Here is a 20,408-nt window from a genome sequence, read left to right as displayed (position 1 = left end):
CATGGCCAAGATGAGGGCGGCAATGGCCGCCGTGCTGGTTCTTGAAAAGGAAAACGTCACGCAGGCGTTCGGCGTGCCGGGCGCCGCCATCAACCCGTTCTACGCGGCCCTGCGCGAGCGGCAGAGCATCGCCCACGTGCTGGCGCGCCACGTCGAGGGCGCCTCGCACATGGCCGAGGGCTATACCCGCGCCCAGGCCGGCAATATCGGCGTGTGCATCGGCACCTCGGGGCCGGCCGGCACCGACATGATCACGGGGCTGTACTCGGCCAGCGCCGACAGCATCCCCATCCTGTGCATCACCGGCCAGGCGCCGCGCGCCCGCCTGTACAAGGAGGACTTCCAGGCGGTGGATATCGAGTCCATCGCCAAGCCGGTGACCAAGTGGGCGGTCACCGTGCGCGAGCCGGCGCTGGTGCCGCGCGTGCTGCAGCAGGCCTTTCACCTGATGCGCTCGGGCCGCCCCGGCCCGGTGCTGGTGGACCTGCCCTTCGACGTGCAGATGGCCGAGATCGATTTCGATATCGACACCTACGAGCCCTTGCCGGTGTACCAGCCCCGCGCCACGCGCAAGCAGGTCGAGAAGGCGCTGGACATGCTGGCCGCGTCCGACCGGCCCCTGATCGTGGCCGGCGGCGGCGTCATCAACGCCGACGCGTCCGCGCAGCTGGTGGAGCTGGCCGAACTGACCGGCGTGCCGGTCATCCCCACGCTGATGGGCTGGGGCGCGATACCCGACGACCATCCGCTGATGGCCGGCATGTGCGGCCTGCAGACCAGCCACCGCTACGGCAACGCCACGCTGCTGGCCAGCGATTTCGTGCTGGGCCTGGGCAACCGCTGGGCCAACCGCCACACCGGTTCCGTCGAGACCTATGTGCGCGGCAGGAAGTTCGTGCACGTGGATATCGAGCCCACGCAGATCGGACGCGTCTTCAACCCGGACCTGGGCATCGTGTCGGACGCCGGGGCGGCGCTGGCGCTGTTCATCGAGGTGGCGCGCGAGCGCAAGGCCGCCGGCCGGCTGCGCGACTACACGGAGTGGGCGGCGCGCTGCGCCGAGCGCAAGCGGCTGATGCGGCGCCGGACGGATTTCGACAACGTGCCGATCAAGCCGCAGCGCGTCTACGAGGAAATGAACGCGGCGTTCGGCCGCGACACGATCTATGTGTCCACCATCGGCCTGTCGCAGATCGCCGGGGCGCAGTTCCTGCACGTCTACGGCCCGCGCCGCTGGATCAACTGCGGCCAGGCCGGTCCGCTGGGCTGGACCGTGCCGGCCGCGCTGGGCGTGGTCGCGGCCGATCCGTCGCGGATGGTGGTGGGCCTGTCCGGCGACTATGACTTCCAGTTCATGATCGAAGAGCTGGCGGTGGGCGCGCAGTTCAACCTGCCCTACGTGCAGGTGCTGGTGAACAACAGCTACCTGGGCCTGATCCGCCAGGCGCAGCGCGGCTTCGACATGGACTACTGCGTGCAGCTGGCCTTCGAGAACCAGAACGTATCGGACCCTGCGCTGCAGGGCTACGGCGTGGACCACGTGCAGGTGATCCAGGGCCTGGGCTGCAAAGCGATCCGCGTCACCGACCCGGGCAAGCTGCGGGCCTCGCTGCTGGAGGCGCAGGCGCTGGCGCGCAAGCACCGCGTGCCCGTGGTGGTGGAAGTGATCCTGGAACGGGTCACCAATATCGCCATGGGCACCGAGATCGACAACATCGTCGAGTTCGAGGACATCGATTGCCGCCATCCGGAAGGCGCCAAGGGCCTGGCCGAGGCCGGCCTGCTGGCCTAGCGCCGTCCGGTCGCGGCCGGCCCCCAAGGACGGCCGCATTCCGTTTCCCGCCATCTTGCTTCAGTGAGAGTTCCATGCCCCGCTATGCCGCGAACCTGACCATGCTGTACACCGAAGTCCCCTTCCTGGACCGCTACGCCCTCGCCGCCGAGGACGGCTTCGAGGCCGTCGAGTTCCTGTTTCCCTACGCCTGGCCCGCCTCGGAGATCCGCCGCCGCCTCGACGACTACGGTCTTGAGCTGGTCCTGCACAACCTGCCGGCCGGCGACTGGGACGCCGGCGAGCGCGGCATCGCCTGCCACCCGGACCGGGTCGAGGAATTCCGCGCCGGCGTCGACCGCGCCATCGAGTACGCCCAGGCGCTGGGCGTGAAGCAGCTGAACTGCCTGGCCGGCAAGGCGCCCGCCGGCGTCGAGGACGCGCGCCTGCGCGCCACCTTCATCGACAACCTGCGCCATGCGGCCAGCGCCCTGAAGCAGGCGGGCCTGAACCTGCTGATCGAGCCGATCAACACGCTGGACATTCCCGGCTTCTACCTGAACCGCACGGCCCAGGCCGCCGCCATCCTGGCCGAGACCGGCGCGGACAACGCCTTCCTGCAGTACGACATCTATCACGCGCAGCGCATGGAGGGCGAGCTGGCGGCCACGCTGCGCCAGTACTTCCCGCTGATCCGCCACGTGCAGCTGGCCGACAACCCGGGCCGCAACGAACCCGGCACCGGCGAGATCAACTATCCCTATCTGCTCGCCCTGCTGGACCGGCTCGGCTACGCCGGCTGGGTCGGCTGCGAATACAAGCCCGCCACCACCACGGCCGCCGGCCTGGGCTGGCGGCAAGCGCTGGCGCGGTGACGCCCGTCCGGCTCCGCCTTCACAACAACACGCGTTTTCCCTTCCGCAGGAGACAAGCAATGACTGCATCGCCGCTCAAGATCGGTTTCGTCGGCCTGGGCATCATGGGCGCGCCCATGGCCGGGCACCTGGCCCGCGCCGGCCACCCGCTCTACGTGCACACACTGGGCAAGCTGCCCGGCGAGATCGCCGAGACCACCGCCGTGCCCTGCCTGAACGGGCGCGACGTGGCCGAGCGCTCGGACATCGTCTTCATCATGGTGCCGGACACGCCCGACGTGGAGTCCGCGCTGTTCGCGCAGCACGGCATCGCCGCCGGCCTGGCCGAGGGCAAGACCGTGGTCGACATGAGCTCGATCTCGCCGATCGCCACCAAGCGCTTTGCCGAGAAGATCCGGGCGCTGGGCTGCGACTACCTGGACGCGCCGGTCTCCGGCGGCGAGGTCGGCGCCCGCAACGCCACGCTGTCCATCATGGCCGGCGGCGACGAGGCGGTCTTCGCGCGCGTGAAACCGCTGTTCGAACTGATGGGCAAGAACATCACCTTGGTGGGCGGCAACGGCGACGGCCAGACCGCCAAGGTGGCCAACCAGATCATCGTGGCCCTGAACATCCAGGCGGTGGCCGAGGCGCTGCTGTTCGCGGCGCGCGCCGGCGCCGACCCGGCGCGCGTGCGCCAGGCGCTGATGGGCGGCTTCGCGTCCAGCAAGATCCTGGAAGTGCACGGCGAGCGCATGATCAAGCGCAGCTTCGACCCGGGCTTTCGCATCGAGCTGCACCAGAAGGACCTGAACCTGGCGCTGTCCAGCGCCCGCGCGCTGGGCGTGTCGCTGCCCAATACCGCCACGGCCCAGGAAATGTTCAACGCCTGCGCCGCGCACGGCGGCAAGGCCTGGGATCATTCGGCGCTGGTGCGCGCGCTGGAGCAGCTGGCCAATTTCGAGATCGGCCAGCAGGGCTGAGCCATGCACAGTCCCGACGCCCTGCTGCGCCGCATGTTCGACGCCATGGTCGCCTCCGCCCAGCCGGAGCGCTGCGTGGCCGCGCAACTGCCCGCGCCGGACACGCTGCGCGGCGGCCGCGTCATCGTCATCGGCGCCGGCAAGGCCTCGGCGGCGATGGCCCAGGCGGTCGAATCCCGCTGGGACGGGCCCCTGACGGGCCTGGTGGTCACGCGCCACGGCTATGCAGCGCCCTGCGCGCGCATCGAGATCGTCGAGGCCGCCCACCCGGTGCCCGACGAGGCCGGGCTGCGCGCCGCGCGCCGCATGCTGGACCTGGTGAGCGGCTTGCGCCCGGAAGACACCGTGCTGTGCCTGATCTCGGGCGGCGGCTCGGCCCTGCTGCCGCTGCCGCTGGACGGCCTGACGCTGCAGGACAAGCAGGCCGTCAACCGCGCGCTGCTGGCCAGCGGCGCGACCATCAGCGAGATGAACTGCGTGCGGCGCCACCTGTCCGCGATCAAGGGCGGCCGGCTGGCGGCGGCCTGCCATCCGGCGCGGGTCATCACCCTATTGATGTCCGATGTGCCGGGCGACCGGCCGCTGGACATCGCGTCCGGCCCCACCTGCGCCGATCCCACCACCTGCGCCGACGCGCTGGACATCGCGCAGCGCTACGGCATCGCCCTGCCCGAGGCCGCGCTGGACGCGCTGCGCTCGGGCCGCGCCGAGTCCGTCAAACCCGGCGATCCGCGCCTGGCGCGCGCCGAGATCCGCATGGCGGCCACGCCGCAGATGGCGCTGGAGGCCGCCGCCGTGGCGCGCCAGGCCGGCTACGACGCCCACATCCTCGGCGACGCGCTGGAGGGCGAGGCGCGCGACGTCGGCAAGGTGCTGGCCGGCATCGCGCTGCAGGCCGCCGAGCGCGAACAGCCATTCCGCCCGCCCTGCGTGCTGCTGTCGGGCGGCGAAACCACCGTGACCGTGCGCGGCCAGGGCAGCGGCGGGCGCAATGTCGAATGCCTGCTGTCGCTGGCGCTGGCGCTGCGCGGCCATCCGCGCATCCACGCCCTGATGGCCGACACCGATGGCGTGGATGGCGCCGAGGACATCGCCGGCGCCCGCATCGGCCCGCAGACGCTGGCGCGCGCCTGGGCGCTGGGCATCAAGCCCGCGCAGGCCCTGGCCGACAACGACGGCCACGGTTTCTTCAAGGCGCTGGGCGCCTCGATCGTGACCGGCGCCACGCGCACCAACGTCAACGATTTCCGCGCCATCCTCATCGACGCCAAGCCCGGCGACCCCTGGCCCGACGTCGCGCAAGCCCCCGCCCCCGCTTTCACACAGAGAACCTGAGCCATGTCCCTACGCCGCAACCGCCGCGCCAAGATCGTCGCCACGCTGGGTCCGGCCAGCAGCGACCGCGATACCCTCCGCAGCCTGTTCCATGCCGGCGTGGACGTGTTCCGGCTGAACTTCAGCCACGGCAGCGCCGAGGATCACGCGGTCCGCATGGCCATCCTGCGCGAGATCGAGGCCGAGACCGGCCGCCCCATCGGCGTGATGGCCGACCTGCAAGGCCCCAAGCTGCGCGTGGGCGCCTTCGCGCAGGGGCCGGTGCAATTGCAGCCCGGCCAGCGCTTCCGCCTGGACCTGGACCCGCGCCCCGGCAACGCCGAGCGCGTCTGCCTGCCCCACCCCGAGATCTTCGCCGCGCTGGCGCCCGGCGCCGAGCTGCTGCTGGACGACGGCCGCCTGCGCCTGCGCGTCGACGCCTGCGACGCGACCAGCGCGGATACCCGGGTGCTGGTGGGCGGACGGCTGTCCGAACGCAAGGGCGTCAACGTGCCGGGCGTGGTGCTGCCGATCTCCGCGCTCACGCCCAAGGACCTGCGCGACCTGGACACGGCGCTGGCGCTGGGCGCCGACTGGATCGCGCTGTCCTTCGTGCAGCGGCCCGAGGACATCATCGAGGCCCGCGAGCGGATCGGCGACCGCGCCCGCATCATCGCCAAGCTGGAGAAGCCCTCGGCGGTCGAGCGGCTGGACGAGATCATCGCCCAGGCCGACGCGCTGATGGTGGCGCGCGGCGACCTGGGCGTGGAACTGCCGGCCGAACAGGTGCCCGCGATCCAGAAGCGCGCCGTGCGCGGCTGCCGCCGCGCCGGCAAGCCGGTGATCGTCGCCACGCAGATGCTGGAATCCATGATCGAGAGCCCCGTGCCCACGCGCGCCGAGGCCTCCGACGTGGCCACCGCCATCTACGACGGCGCGGACGCCGTCATGCTGTCGGCCGAATCCGCCACCGGCAAGCATCCGCAGGCCGCGGTCGCGATGATGAGCCGCATCATCGACGGCACCGAGGCCGATCCGCAGTACCGCCAGCTGATCGACGCCTCGCATTCCCCCGCCGTGTCGGGCCAGTCGGACACGGCCCAGGCCGTGTGCTGCGCGATGCGCCACGCCGCCGCGCTGCTCAAGGCGGCCGCGATCGTCTGCTTCACCAGCTCCGGCGCCACCAGCCTGCGGGCGGCGCGCGAACGGCCCGAGGCGCCGGTGCTCAGCCTCACGCCCAGCCTGGCGGCCGCGCGGCGGCTGACGCTGGTGTGGGGCGTGCATTCCGTGCATGTGGACGACGTGGCCGACATCGCGCAGTCCACCCGCCTGGCCTGCGCCGTCGCGACGCAGGAGCGCTTCTGCAGCGCAGGACAGACGCTGGCGATCATCGCCGGCATGCCTTTCGGCAAGGCCGGCACCACCAATCTGCTGCGCATCGCCACCGCTTGAAAAATCAAATATAAACATGGCTCGCGCCGCGATCCCGCGGCCAGCCAAGGAGACAAGATGGGCTTGACCACGCACGTACTCGACACCATGCACGGGTGTCCCGCGCAGGGCATGGAGGTAGCGCTCTACGCCACCGAAGGCGACGACGCCACCCTGATCCGCCGTTTCGCGCTCAACCACGACGGCCGCAGCGACCAGCCGCTATACACCGCGCAGGACCTGAAGATCGGCACCTACCGGCTGGTCTTCGACGTGGCCGGCTATTTCAGGCAGCGGGGCGTGGCCCTGCCCGAACCCAACTTCCTGAACCGGGTCAGCCTGGACTTCGGCGTGGCGCACACGGACCAGCACTATCACGTGCCGCTGCTGGTCAGCCCCTGGAGCTACTCCACGTATCGCGGCTCATGACGCCGGGAGGCAGGCGCCCCGGATCAGGGTATTCCTGATGCCGTCGGGACGCCTGCGGGGGTAGTTTTGCCGCCATACTTTGCATACAATTTTCGTATCTTGATCGCAGCGGTGCGGGGTCTTGCGGACCTTGTGCGCGATCTGTTTTCTGCTTACAGCGCCCGCGGTGGTAAGCAGTGCGGCAGAGCCCATGGCCGGCTCTGCCCACTGCGGGAGCGTAAATGGAAGGCTATTACCTGGATTGGGTCAATCTGCTGCTGCGCTGGGCCCACATCATCGCCGCGATCGCCTGGATCGGCGCCTCGTTCTACTTCGTCATGCTGGACAACAGCCTGGAAAAGCCCCGCGACCAGGAGTCGCTGGACAAGGGCGTCGGCGGCGAGCAATGGGCGGTGCATGGCGGCGGTTTCTACAACATGCAGAAATACGCGGTGCAGCCCAAGCGGCTGCCCGAGCATCTGCACTGGTCGTTCTGGGAAAGCTACAGCACCTGGCTGACCGGCTTCGCGCTGTTCACCGTGTCCTACCTGTGGAACGCCAGCACCTACTTGATAGACCGATCGAAGATGGACTGGCAGCCCGGCACCGCCGTCGCCGTCGCGCTGGCCTTCTTCGTGGTCTTCTGGCTGGTCTACGACGGCATCTGCCGGCTGTTCGGCCGTGGCAGGCACGGCGACGTCGTCGTCGGCGCGCTGGTGGCGGTGTTCATCGCGGCGGCCTCGTGGCTGGCCTGTCACTGGTTCGCCGGCCGCGCCGCCTTCCTGCTGGTGGGCGCCATGATGGCCACCACCATGAGCGCCAACGTGTTCTTCTGGATCATTCCCGGCCAGCGCAAGAACGTCGCCGCGATGAAGGCCGGCCTGCCGGTGGACCCCGTGCACGGCCAGCGCGGCAAGCAGCGCAGCGTGCACAACACCTATTTCACTCTGCCGGTGGTGTTCGCCATGATGAGCAACCACTACAGCGTCACCTACACCCATCCGCAGAACTGGCTGGTGCTGCTGCTGATCATGCTGGGCGGCGCGGCCGTGCGCCAGTTCTTCGTGGTGCGCCACCGCTTCAAGCTGGGCAACGCCCGCAATCCGCTGGGCTATGCGCTGCTGGGCGTCGCCGTGCTGGGCCTGACGCTGATGTGGATGCGCCCCGAGCCGCGCCCCGAGATCCGCGCCGACCGTCCCGCCCCGGCCACATCGGCCGCCGCGACGCTGGCCGCGTCCGTAGTGCCGCCGGCGGCCGCCGCCCCGGCCCCCGGCGCGGATTTCGGGCGGGTGCAGAAGGTGGTGGAACAGCGCTGCCTGCTGTGCCACGGCGCGCAGGTGCAGATGAAGAACGTGCGCCTGGACTCGCCCCAGGAAATCGCCAGCCACGCGCAGGCCATCTACCAGCAGGTGGTGGTGTCGCGCGTGATGCCAATGAGCAATTCCACCGGCATGACCGACGACGAACGCGCGCTGATCGACGCCTGGTTCAAGGCGGGCGCGCCCACGCGCTAGGCCCGCCCGCGGGAGCGGCCTGTTGCCGCTCCCGTTCCGCCCCTTCCCCTTCCATCCTTCCTCCCCCGCCTACATGCCCATCTACGACGCCACGCTGCCCTACCCCCGCGACCTGGCCGGCTACGGCCGCAATCCGCCGCACGCGCGGTGGCCGGGCGGCGCGCGCATCGCCGTGCAGTTCGTGCTGAACTACGAGGAAGGCGGCGAGAACTCGGTGCTGCACGGCGACCCCGGCTCCGAGCAGTTCCTGTCCGAGATGTTCAATCCGGCCAGCTACCCGGACCGCCACCTTTCCATGGAGAGCATCTACGAATATGGCTCGCGCGCCGGCGTCTGGCGCATCCTGCGCGAGTTCGAGAAGCGGCGGCTGCCGCTGACGGTGTTCGGCGTGGGCATGGCCTTGCAGCGCCATCCCGAACTGGCCTCGGCCTGCGTCGAGCTGGGCCACGAGATCGCCTGCCACGGCTGGCGCTGGGTACATTACCAGGACGTGGACGAGGCCACCGAGCGCGAACACATGTTCCTGGGCATGCAGGCCATCGAACAGTTGACCGGCGCGCGCCCGCTGGGCTGGTATACCGGCCGCGACAGCCCCCGCACGCGCCGCCTGGTGGCCGACTATGGCGGCTTCGAATACGACAGCGACTACTACGGCGACGACCTGCCGTTCTGGATGCAGGTGCGCAGAAGCGACGGCGAGGTCGTGCCGCAGCTGATCGTGCCCTACACGCTGGACTGCAACGACATGCGCTTCGCGCTGCCGCAGGGCTATTCCCACGCCGAGCCCTTCTTCCAGTACCTGAAGGACAGCTTCGACGCGCTCTACGCCGAAGGCGACGAGACCCCCAAGATGCTCAGCATCGGCATGCATTGCCGCCTGCTGGGCCGGCCGGGCCGCATCGTGGCGCTGCAGCGCTTCCTGGACTATATCGCGGCGCGCGATCGCGTCTGGATCTGCCGCCGGCTGGACATCGCCCGCCACTGGCGCGCCATCCATCCCTTCCTCTCCACCCGTTGATGTCGACTCCGACCCACATGGCCTACACCCTGGAACAGCTCAATGCCGCCACGACCGACGAGGCCGTGGCCATGCTCGACGGCCTGTACGAGCATTCGCCCTGGATCGCCCGGCAGGCCCTGGCCTCGCGGCCGTTCCGCTCGCTGCCGCAGCTGCAGGACGCGCTGCGGCGCGTGCTGGACGAGGCCGACGCCGAGGCCGGCCTGGCGCTGATCCGCGCCCACCCGGAGCTGGCCGGCCGCGCCATGCAGGACAACAGCCTGACGGCCGAATCCACCAATGAGCAGAACAAGGCCGGCCTGACCCATTGCTCGCCCGAGGAACTGGCGCGGCTGCGGCAGCTCAACGCCGACTATCTGGCCCGCTTCGGCTTTCCCTTCATCCTGGCCGTGCGCGGTCCGCGCGGCATCGGCCTGACGCGCGGCCAGATCATCGCCACCTTCGAACGCCGGCTGGACAATCCGCCCGATGTCGAATTCCGCGAGGCGCTGCGCAACATCCACCGCATCGTCGAGATCCGCCTGGCCGACAAGTTCGGCCTGGATCTGACACTGGGCAACGACATCTGGGACTGGCATGAGCGGCTCAGCGTCCACAGCGATCCGGGCTACGCCGAACAGGGCCAGCTCACCGTCACCTACCTGACGGACGCGCACCGCGCCTGCGCCCAGCGCATCAGCCACTGGATGCGCGACTGCGGCTTCGACGAAGTCGAGATCGACGCCGTCGGCAACGTGGTCGGCCGCTATCGCGCCGAGCGGGCCGACGCCGCCACGCTGATGACCGGCAGCCACTACGACACGGTGCGCAACGGCGGCAAGTACGACGGCCGGCTGGGCATCTTCGTGCCCATGGCCTGCGTGCGGGAACTGCACCGCCAGGGCCGGCGCCTGCCCTATCACCTGGAAGTGATCGGCTTCGCCGAGGAGGAAGGCCAGCGCTACGCCGCCACCTTCCTGGGCTCGGGCGCGCTGGTCGGCGACTTCAGGCAGGAATGGCTGGACCAGCGCGACGCCCAGGGCACCACGATGCGCGAAGCCATGCAGCATGCCGGCCTGTGCATCGACGACATCCCCACGCTGCGGCGCGATCCCGCGCGCTACCTGGGCTTCGTCGAAGTGCACATCGAGCAAGGCCCGGTGCTGTTCGAGATGGGCCTGCCGCTGGGCGTGGTCACCTCGATCAACGGCAGCGTGCGCTACCGTGGCCGCATCGTCGGCATGGCCAGCCATGCCGGCACTACCCCCATGGACCGCCGGCGCGACGCGGCCACCGCCACGGCCGAGCTGGCCCTGTATCTGGAACGGCGCGCGGCGCGCGACGGCGACTCGGTCGGCACCATGGGCATGCTGGACGTGCCCAACGGCTCGATCAACGTGGTGCCCGGCGAATGCCGCTTCAGCCTGGACCTGCGCGCGCCCGGCAACGCCCAGCGCGACGCGCTGGCGACCGACGTGCTGGCCGAGCTGGCCGCCATCTGCCAGCGCCGGGGCCTGCGCTGCGAACTGGAAGAGACCCTGCGCGCCGCCGCCGCGCCCAGCGCGCCGGCCTGGCAGGCGCGCTGGGAACGCGCGGTCGAGGCGCTGGGCCTGCCCGTGCATCGCATGCCCAGCGGCGCCGGCCACGACGCCATGAAGCTGCACGAGGCCATGCCGCAAGCCATGCTGTTCGTGCGCGGCCAGAATTTCGGCATCAGCCACAATCCGCTCGAATCCACCACCGCCAACGACATGCAGCTGGCGGCGCAGGCCCTGCGCCACCTGCTCGATGCGCTGGCGCATGAGATGACACGTTGAACCCGGAGACACACAAGATGACAGACTATTCGAAACTCGACGCCTGGGTGGACGCCCACTTCGACGAGGAAGTGCGCTTCCTGCAGGAACTGGTGCGCGTGCCCACCGATACCCCGCCGGGCAACAATGCCCCGCATGCCGAACGCACCGCCGAGCTGCTGCGGGCCTTCGGCATGCAGGCCGAGGCCCACCCCGTGCCCGAACAGGAAGTACGCGACTACGGCCTGCAATCGATCACCAACCTGATCGTGCGGCGCGAGTACGGCCCTGGCCGCCGCGTGGCCCTGAACGCCCACGGCGACGTGGTGCCGCCCGGCGAAGGCTGGCGCCACGACCCCTACGGCGCCCAGATCGAGGATGGCAATCTGTACGGCCGCGCTGCCGCCGTCAGCAAGAGCGACTTCGCCAGCTTCACCTTCGCCGTGCGCGCGCTGGAGGCCGTGGCCGCGCCCCGCCATGGCGCGGTCGAGCTGCATTTCACCTATGACGAGGAATTCGGCGGCCTGCTGGGACCGGGCTGGCTGCTGCGACAGGGCCTGACCAAGCCCGACCTGCTGATCGCGGCCGGCTTCAGCTACGCCGTGGTGTCGGCGCACAACGGCTGCCTGCAGATGGAAGTCACCGTGCACGGCGAAATGGCGCACGCGGCCGTGCCCGAGACCGGCGTGGACGCGCTGCAGGGCGCGGTCCGGGTCCTGAACGCGCTGTACGCGCAGAATGCGCGCTATCGCGAGGTCCGCTCGCAGGTGCCGGGCATCACCCACCCCTACCTGAATGTCGGCCGCATCGAAGGCGGCACCAACACCAACGTGGTGCCCGGCAAGGTCAGCTTCAAGCTGGACCGCCGCATGATCCCCGAGGAAAACGCCGCCGAGGTGGAAGCCGACATCTACCGCATCATCGAAGACGCCGCCGCGACCTTTCCCGGCATCCGCGTCGAGATCAAGCGGCTGCTGCTGGCCAACGCCATGCGTCCGCTGCCCGGCAACAAGCCGCTGGTGGACGCCATCCAGCGGCACGGCCGGGAGATCTTCGGCGAGGACATCCCGGCGCTGGGCACCCCGCTCTACACCGACGTGCGGCTGTACGCCGAGGCCGGCATCCCCGGCGTGATCTACGGCGCCGGCCCGCGCACGGTGCTGGAGTCCCACGCCAAGCGCAACGACGAACGCGTCGCGCTGGAAGACCTGCGCCGCGCCACCAAGGTCATCGCCCGCGCGCTGGCCGACCTGCTGCAGCCGCAGTAGCCCCTGTCCCCAAGCCTTGATCCGCGCTCCGCAGCCCCCGGCCGCGGGTGCGCGCGGCATCCCGCGATTCACCGTCGAATTCCCATTTCCGAATACACAAACCAAGCCAGCCAGAAGTCAGACTAGGCACATACGTAACGCAGCAGTTGTATCCACCAGGAGACCACGCATGCCGTCCACGCCGTCCGCTTACTCCCAGGGGTGTCCGCCAGACCGGCATCCCGTCGACCAACGCCTTCCCAATATCAAGCTGGCCGCCCTGGGCCTGCAGCACGTGCTCGTGATGTACGCCGGCGCCGTCGCGGTGCCGCTCATCATCGGCCGGGCGCTGCAGCTCAGCGCCGAGGAAGTGGCCATGCTGATCTCCGCCGACCTGTTCTGTTGCGGGCTGATCACGCTGATCCAGACGCTGGGCGCCACGCGCTGGTTCGGCATCCAGCTGCCCGTCATGATGGGCGTCACCTTCGCCTCGGTCGCGCCCATGGCGGCCATGGCCACGGCCGAGCCGGGGCCGGCGGGCGCGCAGCTGCTGTTCGGCTCCATCATCGGCGCGGGCGTGGTGTCCATCCTGATCGCGCCCGCCGTCAGCCGCATGCTGCGCTTCTTTCCGCCGGTGGTCACCGGCACCATCATCGCCGTCATCGGCATCACGCTGATGCGGGTGGGCATCAACTGGATCTTCGGCAACCCCGTCGGCCCGACCGCGCCCGCCATCGTCGACCCGGCCTACGCCAAGTGGCTGGCCGACGTGACCGCGCCCGGCGGCCAGGCGCCGCCCCTGCCGCAGGGCTTCGCCATCCAGCCCTCGGTGCCCAACCCGAAGTACGCCGACCCGGTCGGCCTGGGCATCGCGGCCGTGGTGCTGCTGTCCATCCTGCTCATCGTCAAGTACGCGCGCGGCTTCGTCGCCAATATCTCGGTGCTGCTGGGCATCGTGGTCGGCGCCATCGCCGCCTCGGCCGCCGGCATCATGACCTTCGAGAAAATGGACCAGGCCGCCTGGTTCGACATCGTGCTGCCCTTCCACTTCGGCATGCCCCGATTCGACATCATGATGATCCTGACCATGTCGCTGATCATGGTGGTGGTGATGATCGAGTCCACCGGCATGTTCCTGGCGCTGGGCTCCATGACGTCGCGCGAAATCACCCAGAAGGACCTGGCCCGGGGCCTGCGCACCGACGGCCTGGGCACGCTGCTGGGCGGCATCTTCAACACCTTCCCGTACACCAGCTTCTCGCAGAACGTGGGACTGGTCGCGGTGACCGGCGTCAAGAGCCGCTATGTCTGCGCCGCCGGCGGGCTGATCCTGCTGGTGCTGGGCCTGCTGCCCAAGATCGCCGCGCTGGTCGAGTCGCTGCCCACCGTGGTGCTGGGCGGCGCCGGCATCGTCATGTTCGGCATGGTCGCCGCCACCGGCATCCGCATCCTGTCGGGCGTGGACTTCAAGACCAACCGCAACAACGCCATGATCGTGGCGGTCTCGATCGGCATCGGCATGGTGCCGCTGATCGCGCCCCACTTCAAGCAATGGATGCCGCATTCCGTGCATCCGCTGGTGGAGTCCGGCATCCTGCTGTCGTCGGTGACGGCGGTGCTGCTGAACCTGTTCCTGAACGGCGCGCAGCATGATGAACGCGCGGTGATCGCGGCGGCGAGCCAGGCGGAGAGTCATTGAAGGGGTGAGCCGCCAGGTGTGCCGTAGCTGACATACCGCCAACGGCACCCTCATGACGTTTCATCTCCATTTACGGCCCGTCGCGGATTTGGTCCGACAATCGGTGGAGCTGGACGCATGTGGATTGAGAGTTTGCTTGCATATTGATAAAATGCAAGCAAATCCATCAATTGGAGGATTTGAAACATGCCATCCGTGACCATCCGTAATGTACCGGACGAGGTGCATCGCGCCATCCGCGTGCGAGCCGCTCAACACGGGCACAGCATCGAAGCGGAAATGCGAGACATCCTGGAAAGCGCTGTAAAGCCGGCTGGCCGGGTCAAGTTGGGTTCCCTGCTGTCCGAGATCGGACGCAAGGTCAAACTGACCGAAGAAGAGCTCGCCCTTTTCGACAGCGGGCACGACCAGGCGCAAGCCCGAGCAGCGAGTTTTGAATGATCCTGCTCGATACGAACGTCATTTCGGAACCGCTGCGCCCCTCGCCCGAGATTCGTGTCATTGATTGGATAGACGCGCAGCCGCTGGAAACGTTGTACCTGTCAGCCATCACTGTCGCCGAACTGCGTGCGGGCATCGCGCTGATGCCCGCAGGCAAGCGCCGTACCGCGCTGCACGAGCACATCGAAAAACGCGTATTGCCGATGTTTGCCGGGCGCGTCCTGCCGTTCGATATGGCCTGCACGAATGCCTACGCCGAACTGATAACAAAGGTGCGCGAGGCAGGAAGCGGTATCCAGACCGCCGACGCCTGCATCGCGGCGGTGGCGCTTGCCAACGGATTTGCCGTTGCCACGCGCGACACCAGCCCCTTCCTGGCCGCCGGCCTGGACGTTATTGATCCTTGGAAGCACGCGTAGGGCCCAGGTCGCGCAAACGCGACCTCCCGCCCTACGCGTCCCTGGTCACCCGCAAGATCTCCTCCGGCGAAGTCCGCCCCTCATCCACCCAGCGCTGCCCGTCTTCCCGCATGCTGCGCATGCCGGAGGCCGTGGCCGCGATCCGCAGTTCGCGCTCGTCGCGGCCCTCGTGGATCAGACGGCGGGCCTCGTCGTCCACGCTGAACAGCTCGTGGATGCCCGAGCGGCCGCTGTAGCCGGTGTGGTTGCAGGCGGCGCAGCCGACCGGATGGTAGACGCGGCGGCCCTCGAGTTCGGCCGGCTGCTTGCAGGCCGGGCACAGCTGACGCACCAGGCGCTGGGCCAGCACGCCCAGCAGCGACGAGGCCAGCAGGAAGGGCTCCACGCCCATGTCGGTCAGGCGGGTGACGGCGGACACGGCGTCGTTGGTGTGCAGCGTGGCCAGCACCAGGTGGCCGGTGAGCGAGGCCTGCACCGCGATCTGCGCGGTTTCGAGGTCGCGGATCTCGCCGATCATGATGACGTCGGGGTCTTGCCGCAGGATGGCGCGCAGCGCCAGCGCGAAGCTCATGTCGATCTTGGCGTTGACCTGGGTCTGGCTGATGCCGGGCAGGTCGTACTCGATCGGATCCTCGACGGTGAGGATGTTGCTGGTGGACGCATCCAGCCGGCTCAGCGCGGCGTACAGCGTGGTGGTCTTGCCGCTGCCGGTGGGGCCGGTGACCAGCACGATGCCGTGCGGCTGGCGGATCAGGCGGTCGAGCCGCTCCAGCACGCCGGCGCTCATGCCCAGGCGTTCGAGCTTGAGCCGGCCGGCTTCCTTGTCCAAAAGGCGCAGCACGGCGCGCTCGCCGTGACCGGTCGGCAAGGTGGACACGCGCACGTCGATGGGCCGTCCACCCACGCGCAGCGCGATGCGGCCGTCCTGCGGCAGGCGTTTCTCGGCGATGTCCAGGTGGGCCATGATCTTGATGCGCGAGATCAGCGCGGCATGCAGCGCCTTGCGCGGGCTGACCACGTCGCGCAGCGTGCCGTCGACACGGTAGCGCACCACCGAATGGGTCTCGAAGGGCTCGATGTGGATATCGCTGGCGCCGTCGCGCGCGGCCTGGGCGAACAGCGCGTTGATCATGCGGATGACGGGCGCGTCGTCCTGGGCCTCCAGCAGGTCGGCCACCTCGGGCATGTCCTGCAGCAGCCGGTCCAGGTCGATCTCGTTCTCGGCCACGCCCATGACCGAGGCAGCGTCCTCGGCATGACTGTAGGCGGCCGTCAGCAGCGTTTCCAGCGCCTCGTCCTCGACCTGCGCCACCTCCACGTCGCCGTGGCAGCGGCGGATCTCGCGCAGCGCCCATTCCGGCGTGCGCGGGCTGACCGTCAGCTGGGCGCGGCCGCCGCGCAGCGACAGCACAGCGCGCTGGGCGCGCGCCCAGGCATAGGGCAAGGGGTGGGCGCTCATGCGGCCGCTCCCGCCGTCGCTTGCAAGGCGGCGTTCATAGGTGCGACACCACTTCGCTCTTGTAGCCCAGCTCGCGCAACAGGCGGGTGGCGGTGGACACCGTGCCCGGATCCTTGGCGACCTGACTGCGCACCACGTAGCCCATGCCGCCGGGACCGGCCTGCACATAGGCCTGCAGGCCGCTGCCACGCACGCGCTGGGCGATGCGCTCGGCGTCGGACTGCGAGTCCACCGAGGCGAATTGCAGCGTGGCGCTGGATTTGTCGGCCTCGCCATACAGCGAGGCGGGGTCGCGCGCCACGCTCACGCCCAGCGGCATGCTGACGCGGAACGGCTGGGCCGGATCGCTGGTCTGGCGCGCGGCCGGATACTGGCGCACGGCGAAGGACTCCACCGTCGCGGGCGGCGGGCGACGCATGGTCTCGGCCAGGTTCTCCGGCCGCATGTCGTAGGCATTGCCCGACACCGACGGCGCCGAGCCCGGCGCCGTCAGCATGGGCGCCTGCTGGTTGGGCAGCAGCCAGTGATCGCCCGGCTGCGCGCCGGCCTGGGCGCGGCGCATGTAGTCGTAGCGATCCATGGTGACGCCGGCGGCGCGGTTGGCGTCGCGCATCACGTAGGGGCGCAGGAACACCATCAGGTTGGTCTTGGTGCGCTTGCGGCTGTCGTAGCGGAACAGATTGCCCAGCACCGGAATGGCGCTCAGGCCCGGAACGGCGTTGGAGCTGAGCGTGACGCTGTCTTCCAGCAGGCCGCCCAGCACGATGATCTGGCCGTCGTCGACCAGCACGCTGGTGTCGATGGCGCGCTTGTTGGTGACGATGCCGTTGGTGATCGACGAACGACTTTCGTCGATGCTGCTGACTTCCTGGTAGATGTCCAGCTTGACCGTGCCGCCTTCGGAGATCTGCGGGCGGATGTTCAGCTTCAGGCCCACGTCCTCGCGCTCGATGGTCTGGAACGGGTTGTTGCTGCCGTTGCTGCCGTTGGTGACGTACTGGCCGGTCACGAAGGGCACGGTCTTGCCGACCAGGATGCTGGCGGACTGGTTGTCCAGCGTCAGCAGGTTCGGCGTGGACAGGATGTTGGCCTCGCCGGTGTTCTGCATGGCGCGCGCCAGCACGCCCAGGTTGATGACCTTGTTGCCCAGCACGTCGACCGTGCCCTTGACCACGCCCAGCGTCATGCCGCCGCCCAGCGCGTCGATCGAGGTCGGCCCCTTGCCGGACAGGCCGCTGCCGCCCAGGTTGGTGCCGCCGATGAAGCTGGTGCCGCCGCTGTTGATGTTGCCGGCGCCGGTCATCCACTGGATGCCGAACTCGGCCGCCTTGGCCTCGCTGACTTCCACGATCAGGCTTTCCACCAGCACCTGCGCGCGGCGCTGGTCGAGCTGGTCGATCACTTCGCGCAGACTGCGGTACAGCGGCTCGGGCGCGGAGATGATCAGCGAGTTGGTGGCCGGATCGGCCTGGATGGTGGCGCCGCCGGCGGAATACGACACCGCCTGGTTGCCGTTGTCGTCGCGCGCGATGCGGTCCTGCTCGCCGGACAGCCCGCCCTTGCTGGACGACGTGGACGAGGACGCGCCCATCCCCTGCGGGTTGCCCTGGTTCATGGACGTGCGCTGGGCGCGCGCGCCGCCGCCCTGCGCGCCCGGCCCGGTCGCGCCTTGCGGGGCCCCGGCGCCGGTCGCGGCGTTGGCCTGCCCGGTCAGCAGGCCGCCCAGCACTTCGGCGATGCGGGTGGCCTGGGCGTTGCGCATATAGACCACGTGCAGGTTGCCGCCTCGGTTCTGCTGCGCGTCCAGCTTCTGGATCAGCTCGCGCGCCAGCTTGGTGCGCGCGGGACTGCCGGCGCGCACCAGCACGCTGTTGCTGCGCGGGTCGGCCACCACCGCGATGCGCTGGGTCGGGTCATTGCCCTGCGTGTCCAGCAGCTGCGAGGCCAGCACGGCGATGTCGGACGCAATGCCGGAGCGCACCGGCACCACGTCGGTGTCGATGGAGCTGGGCACGTCGATGCGGGCGATCACCGCCGCGATGCGCTCCAGGTTGTCGGCGTAGTCGGTGACCACCAGCGTGTTGTTGCCGGGATAGGCGTTGACCGGATTGTTGGGCGGCACCATCGGGCGCAGCACCGGCACCAGGTTGGCGGCGTTCTCGTACTTGAGCGGGAACACGCGGGTCAGCATCTCGCCGCCGCCTCCCGCGCCGCGCGCGAAGCTGGACACCGACACCGGCGCGCCCTTGGCCGCCGGACGCGGATCGCCCACCACCGCGCTGCCCTGCAGCTTGGCGTCGGCTTCGGGCACCACGCGGGTCACGCCGTCCACATCGACAATGGCGAAGCCCTGCAGGCGCAGCGCGCCGGTCAGCATGGACAGGGCCTGGTTGCTGTCCACCGGACGGTCCGAGACCAGCGTGAGCTTGCCCTTGACGCGCGGGTCCACCAGGAAGTTGCGCTGCGTGAAGAGCGACAGCGCGCGCAGCACGGCGGGAATATCGGTATCCACGAAATTCAGGCTGACACGATTGTCGGCCTGTTGGGCGTAGGCGGGGCTGGCCGCCGGCCCGATCTGGCTGGCGGCCAACAGGACCGCCAGGCTGAGTTGCGCGAATTGACGCATGACGAAGGTGTGCCTGAGACGTGAAATCGTGTGAAAAAACGTGAATTCGCGTCGGAGTATACGGGGTGACACTGCAACACTACGGTCATATTCCAAGGGCAAGGTGGCGGCCTGGAAACCCTTTGAATATGCGGCTCTCCGGGCGATTCTCCGCACCGGGATCTGAACCAGGAACATGCCATCCTTTCGTTACGAAGCGACTGACGCGCTCGGAAAAATCGTGCGCGGCACGGTCGAGGCCGACACCGAGCGCGGCGCCCGCAACCAGCTGCGCGGCCGCGGCCTGCTGCCGCTGTCCACCGCCCCCGCCGCGCGCGCCGAGGGCCTGGGCGGCGCGCTGCGCGCGCGCCTGTCCGACGCCGACCTGGCCTGGCTGACGCGCCAGCTGGCCAGCCTGCTGGCCGCGCGCCTGCCGCTGGACGCGGCGCTCAGCGCCACGCTGGACCAGGCCGAGAAAAAGCACATCGCCACGGTGCTGCTGGGCGTGCGCGACGACGTGCGCGCCGGCCACAAGCTGTCGGCGGCGCTGGCCGCTAGGCCGCGCGACTTTCCCGAGATCTATCGCGCGCTGATCGGCGCCGGCGAGGAATCCGGCGACCTGGCGCAGGTGATGGAAAAGCTGGCCGACTACATCGAGGAACGCAACGCGCTGCGCGGCAAGGTGATGACGGCCTTCATCTATCCCGTCGTGGTGGCCTGCGTGTCGGTGATCATCGTGGTGTTCCTGCTGGGCTATGTGGTGCCGCAGGTGGTGTCGGCCTTCAGCCACGCCAAGCAGCAGTTGCCCATGCTGACCCGCGTCATGCTGGCGCTGTCGGACTATGTGCGCGAATGGGGCCTGGTCACCGGCGCCGCGCTGGTCGTCGCCTTCGCGCTGTGGCGCTACGCGCTGCGCGCGCCGGCGGCGCGCACCGCCTGGCACGCGCGCGTACTGCGCCTGCCGCTGATCGGGCGCTTCGTGCTGGGCGTGAACGCGGCGCGCTTCGCATCCACGCTGTCCATCCTGTGCGGCAGCGGCGTGGCGCTGTTGACCTCGCTGGAGGCCGCGCGCCGCACGCTGAGCAACGACGTGCTGCGCCAGGCCGTGGACGAGGCCTCGGCGCGCGTGCGCGAAGGCGCGCCGCTATCGACCGCGCTGGACACGCAGAAGGTATTCCCCAGCCTGCTGGTGCACCTGATCGGCAGCGGCGAGAAGACCGGCCAGCTGCCCGAGCTGCTGGACCGTGGCGCTCGCAACCTGTCGCGCGACCTGGAGCGGCGCGCCATGGCCATGACCGCGCTGCTGGAGCCGGCCCTGATCCTGGTGATGGGCGGTTTCGTGCTGCTGATCGTGCTGGCGGTGATGATGCCGATCCTGGAGATGAACCAGCTGATCCGCTAGACGCCGCCCCATGGCCGGCATGGCGCGCCGCCCGGATGGCCGTCACGTCATCCAGACAAGCCGGAAAA

Annotated in this window: 16 protein-coding genes; 14 read left to right on the top strand and 2 right to left on the bottom strand. The window is 69.4% G+C overall.

The genetic code is table 11. The annotated features are described in order from the left end of the window. The first annotated feature begins 1 nt into the window (after position 1). The 13 genes from gcl (at position 2) to C2U31_RS17610 (ending at position 14,874) form a co-directional block, all read left to right on the top strand. Positions 2-1,792, top strand: a complete 1,791-nt coding sequence (gene gcl / locus C2U31_RS17670) for a glyoxylate carboligase (RefSeq protein ID WP_103273957.1) — start codon at positions 2-4, stop codon at positions 1,790-1,792. Between the two features lie 74 nt (positions 1,793-1,866). Next, positions 1,867-2,646, top strand: a complete 780-nt coding sequence (gene hyi, locus C2U31_RS17665; protein ID WP_103273956.1) for a hydroxypyruvate isomerase — start codon at positions 1,867-1,869, stop codon at positions 2,644-2,646. Positions 2,647-2,705: 59 nt separating this feature from the next. After that, positions 2,706-3,608 carry a 2-hydroxy-3-oxopropionate reductase gene (gene glxR / locus C2U31_RS17660; protein WP_103273955.1) on the top strand — a complete coding sequence of 301 codons (903 nt, stop codon included), beginning with the start codon at positions 2,706-2,708 and terminating at the stop codon, positions 3,606-3,608. A 3-nt stretch (positions 3,609-3,611) separates the two neighbouring features. Continuing rightward, on the top strand, positions 3,612-4,943 hold the full coding sequence (locus C2U31_RS17655) for a glycerate kinase (protein ID WP_103273954.1): 1,332 nt from the start codon (positions 3,612-3,614) through the stop codon (positions 4,941-4,943). Between the two features lie 3 nt (positions 4,944-4,946). Next, positions 4,947-6,374: a pyruvate kinase gene (pyk, locus tag C2U31_RS17650; RefSeq protein ID WP_103273953.1), complete on the top strand. Its 1,428-nt coding sequence runs from the start codon at positions 4,947-4,949 to the stop codon at positions 6,372-6,374. Positions 6,375-6,431: 57 nt separating this feature from the next. Further along, positions 6,432-6,782, top strand: a complete 351-nt coding sequence (gene uraH / locus C2U31_RS17645; protein ID WP_103273952.1) for a hydroxyisourate hydrolase — start codon at positions 6,432-6,434, stop codon at positions 6,780-6,782. 221 nt (positions 6,783-7,003) lie between these two features. Next, on the top strand, positions 7,004-8,275 hold the full coding sequence (locus C2U31_RS17640) for a urate hydroxylase PuuD (protein ID WP_103273951.1): 1,272 nt from the start codon (positions 7,004-7,006) through the stop codon (positions 8,273-8,275). 73 nt (positions 8,276-8,348) lie between these two features. Beyond that, on the top strand, positions 8,349-9,293 hold the full coding sequence (puuE, locus tag C2U31_RS17635; RefSeq protein WP_103273950.1) for an allantoinase PuuE: 945 nt from the start codon (positions 8,349-8,351) through the stop codon (positions 9,291-9,293). Positions 9,294-9,310: 17 nt separating this feature from the next. Beyond that, positions 9,311-11,089 (top strand): 2-oxo-4-hydroxy-4-carboxy-5-ureidoimidazoline decarboxylase, encoded by a 1,779-nt coding sequence (uraD, locus tag C2U31_RS17630; RefSeq protein WP_103273949.1) that lies wholly within the window; start codon positions 9,311-9,313, stop codon positions 11,087-11,089. A gap of 17 nt (positions 11,090-11,106) precedes the next feature. Further along, positions 11,107-12,336, top strand: a complete 1,230-nt coding sequence (locus tag C2U31_RS17625) for an ArgE/DapE family deacylase (RefSeq protein ID WP_103273948.1) — start codon at positions 11,107-11,109, stop codon at positions 12,334-12,336. Between the two features lie 169 nt (positions 12,337-12,505). Then, a complete protein-coding gene (locus C2U31_RS17620; RefSeq protein WP_103273947.1) occupies positions 12,506-14,014 on the top strand; it encodes a nucleobase:cation symporter-2 family protein in 1,509 nt (502 codons plus the stop codon). A gap of 186 nt (positions 14,015-14,200) precedes the next feature. Further along, a complete protein-coding gene (locus C2U31_RS17615) occupies positions 14,201-14,455 on the top strand; it encodes a plasmid stabilization protein (RefSeq protein ID WP_103273946.1) in 255 nt (84 codons plus the stop codon). Then, positions 14,452-14,874, top strand: coding sequence for a type II toxin-antitoxin system VapC family toxin (locus tag C2U31_RS17610; RefSeq protein WP_103273945.1), 423 nt, complete (start codon positions 14,452-14,454; stop codon positions 14,872-14,874). Before C2U31_RS17615 ends, C2U31_RS17610 begins: the two co-directional genes overlap by 4 nt. Before the next feature lie 31 nt (positions 14,875-14,905). On the opposite strand, the gene gspE is transcribed toward C2U31_RS17610, so the two are convergent. Both gspE and gspD read right to left on the bottom strand, forming a co-directional pair. Further along, the gene (gene gspE / locus C2U31_RS17605) at positions 14,906-16,333 is read right to left on the bottom strand and encodes a type II secretion system ATPase GspE (RefSeq protein WP_103273944.1); all 1,428 of its coding nucleotides are present in this window, start codon (positions 16,331-16,333) and stop codon (positions 14,906-14,908) included. A 34-nt stretch (positions 16,334-16,367) separates the two neighbouring features. Continuing rightward, positions 16,368-18,959, bottom strand: coding sequence for a type II secretion system secretin GspD (gspD, locus tag C2U31_RS17600; protein ID WP_103273943.1), 2,592 nt, complete (start codon positions 18,957-18,959; stop codon positions 16,368-16,370). Positions 18,960-19,134: 175 nt separating this feature from the next. Here gspD and gspF point away from each other — a divergent pair, with 175 nt between their 5' ends. After that, the gene (gene gspF / locus C2U31_RS17595) at positions 19,135-20,340 is read left to right on the top strand and encodes a type II secretion system inner membrane protein GspF (RefSeq protein ID WP_103273942.1); all 1,206 of its coding nucleotides are present in this window, start codon (positions 19,135-19,137) and stop codon (positions 20,338-20,340) included. The last annotated feature ends 68 nt before the right edge of the window (positions 20,341-20,408 follow it).

It is taken from the genome of Achromobacter sp. AONIH1 (genome assembly GCF_002902905.1).
GTDB lineage: Bacteria > Pseudomonadota > Gammaproteobacteria > Burkholderiales > Burkholderiaceae_B > Achromobacter.
Note: the sequence above shows the minus strand (reverse complement) of the source record. Positions and strands in the feature narration are given on the sequence as shown.

What these genes read in the sequence shown, in the direction of transcription:
- C2U31_RS17655 (WP_103273954.1), top strand. Translation starts at nt 3,612, where the DNA reads ATGCACAGTCCCGACGCCCTGCTGCGCCGCATGTTCGACGCCATGGTC.
- gspD (WP_103273943.1), bottom strand. Translation starts at nt 18,959, where the DNA reads ATGCGTCAATTCGCGCAACTCAGCCTGGCGGTCCTGTTGGCCGCCAGC.
- C2U31_RS17610 (WP_103273945.1), top strand. Translation starts at nt 14,452, where the DNA reads ATGATCCTGCTCGATACGAACGTCATTTCGGAACCGCTGCGCCCCTCG.
- puuE (WP_103273950.1), top strand. Translation starts at nt 8,349, where the DNA reads ATGCCCATCTACGACGCCACGCTGCCCTACCCCCGCGACCTGGCCGGC.
- glxR (WP_103273955.1), top strand. Translation starts at nt 2,706, where the DNA reads ATGACTGCATCGCCGCTCAAGATCGGTTTCGTCGGCCTGGGCATCATG.
- uraD (WP_103273949.1), top strand. Translation starts at nt 9,311, where the DNA reads ATGGCCTACACCCTGGAACAGCTCAATGCCGCCACGACCGACGAGGCC.
- uraH (WP_103273952.1), top strand. Translation starts at nt 6,432, where the DNA reads ATGGGCTTGACCACGCACGTACTCGACACCATGCACGGGTGTCCCGCG.
- C2U31_RS17615 (WP_103273946.1), top strand. Translation starts at nt 14,201, where the DNA reads ATGCCATCCGTGACCATCCGTAATGTACCGGACGAGGTGCATCGCGCC.
- gspF (WP_103273942.1), top strand. Translation starts at nt 19,135, where the DNA reads ATGCCATCCTTTCGTTACGAAGCGACTGACGCGCTCGGAAAAATCGTG.
- C2U31_RS17625 (WP_103273948.1), top strand. Translation starts at nt 11,107, where the DNA reads ATGACAGACTATTCGAAACTCGACGCCTGGGTGGACGCCCACTTCGAC.
- hyi (WP_103273956.1), top strand. Translation starts at nt 1,867, where the DNA reads ATGCCCCGCTATGCCGCGAACCTGACCATGCTGTACACCGAAGTCCCC.
- gcl (WP_103273957.1), top strand. Translation starts at nt 2, where the DNA reads ATGGCCAAGATGAGGGCGGCAATGGCCGCCGTGCTGGTTCTTGAAAAG.
- gspE (WP_103273944.1), bottom strand. Translation starts at nt 16,333, where the DNA reads ATGAGCGCCCACCCCTTGCCCTATGCCTGGGCGCGCGCCCAGCGCGCT.
- C2U31_RS17620 (WP_103273947.1), top strand. Translation starts at nt 12,506, where the DNA reads ATGCCGTCCACGCCGTCCGCTTACTCCCAGGGGTGTCCGCCAGACCGG.
- C2U31_RS17640 (WP_103273951.1), top strand. Translation starts at nt 7,004, where the DNA reads ATGGAAGGCTATTACCTGGATTGGGTCAATCTGCTGCTGCGCTGGGCC.
- pyk (WP_103273953.1), top strand. Translation starts at nt 4,947, where the DNA reads ATGTCCCTACGCCGCAACCGCCGCGCCAAGATCGTCGCCACGCTGGGT.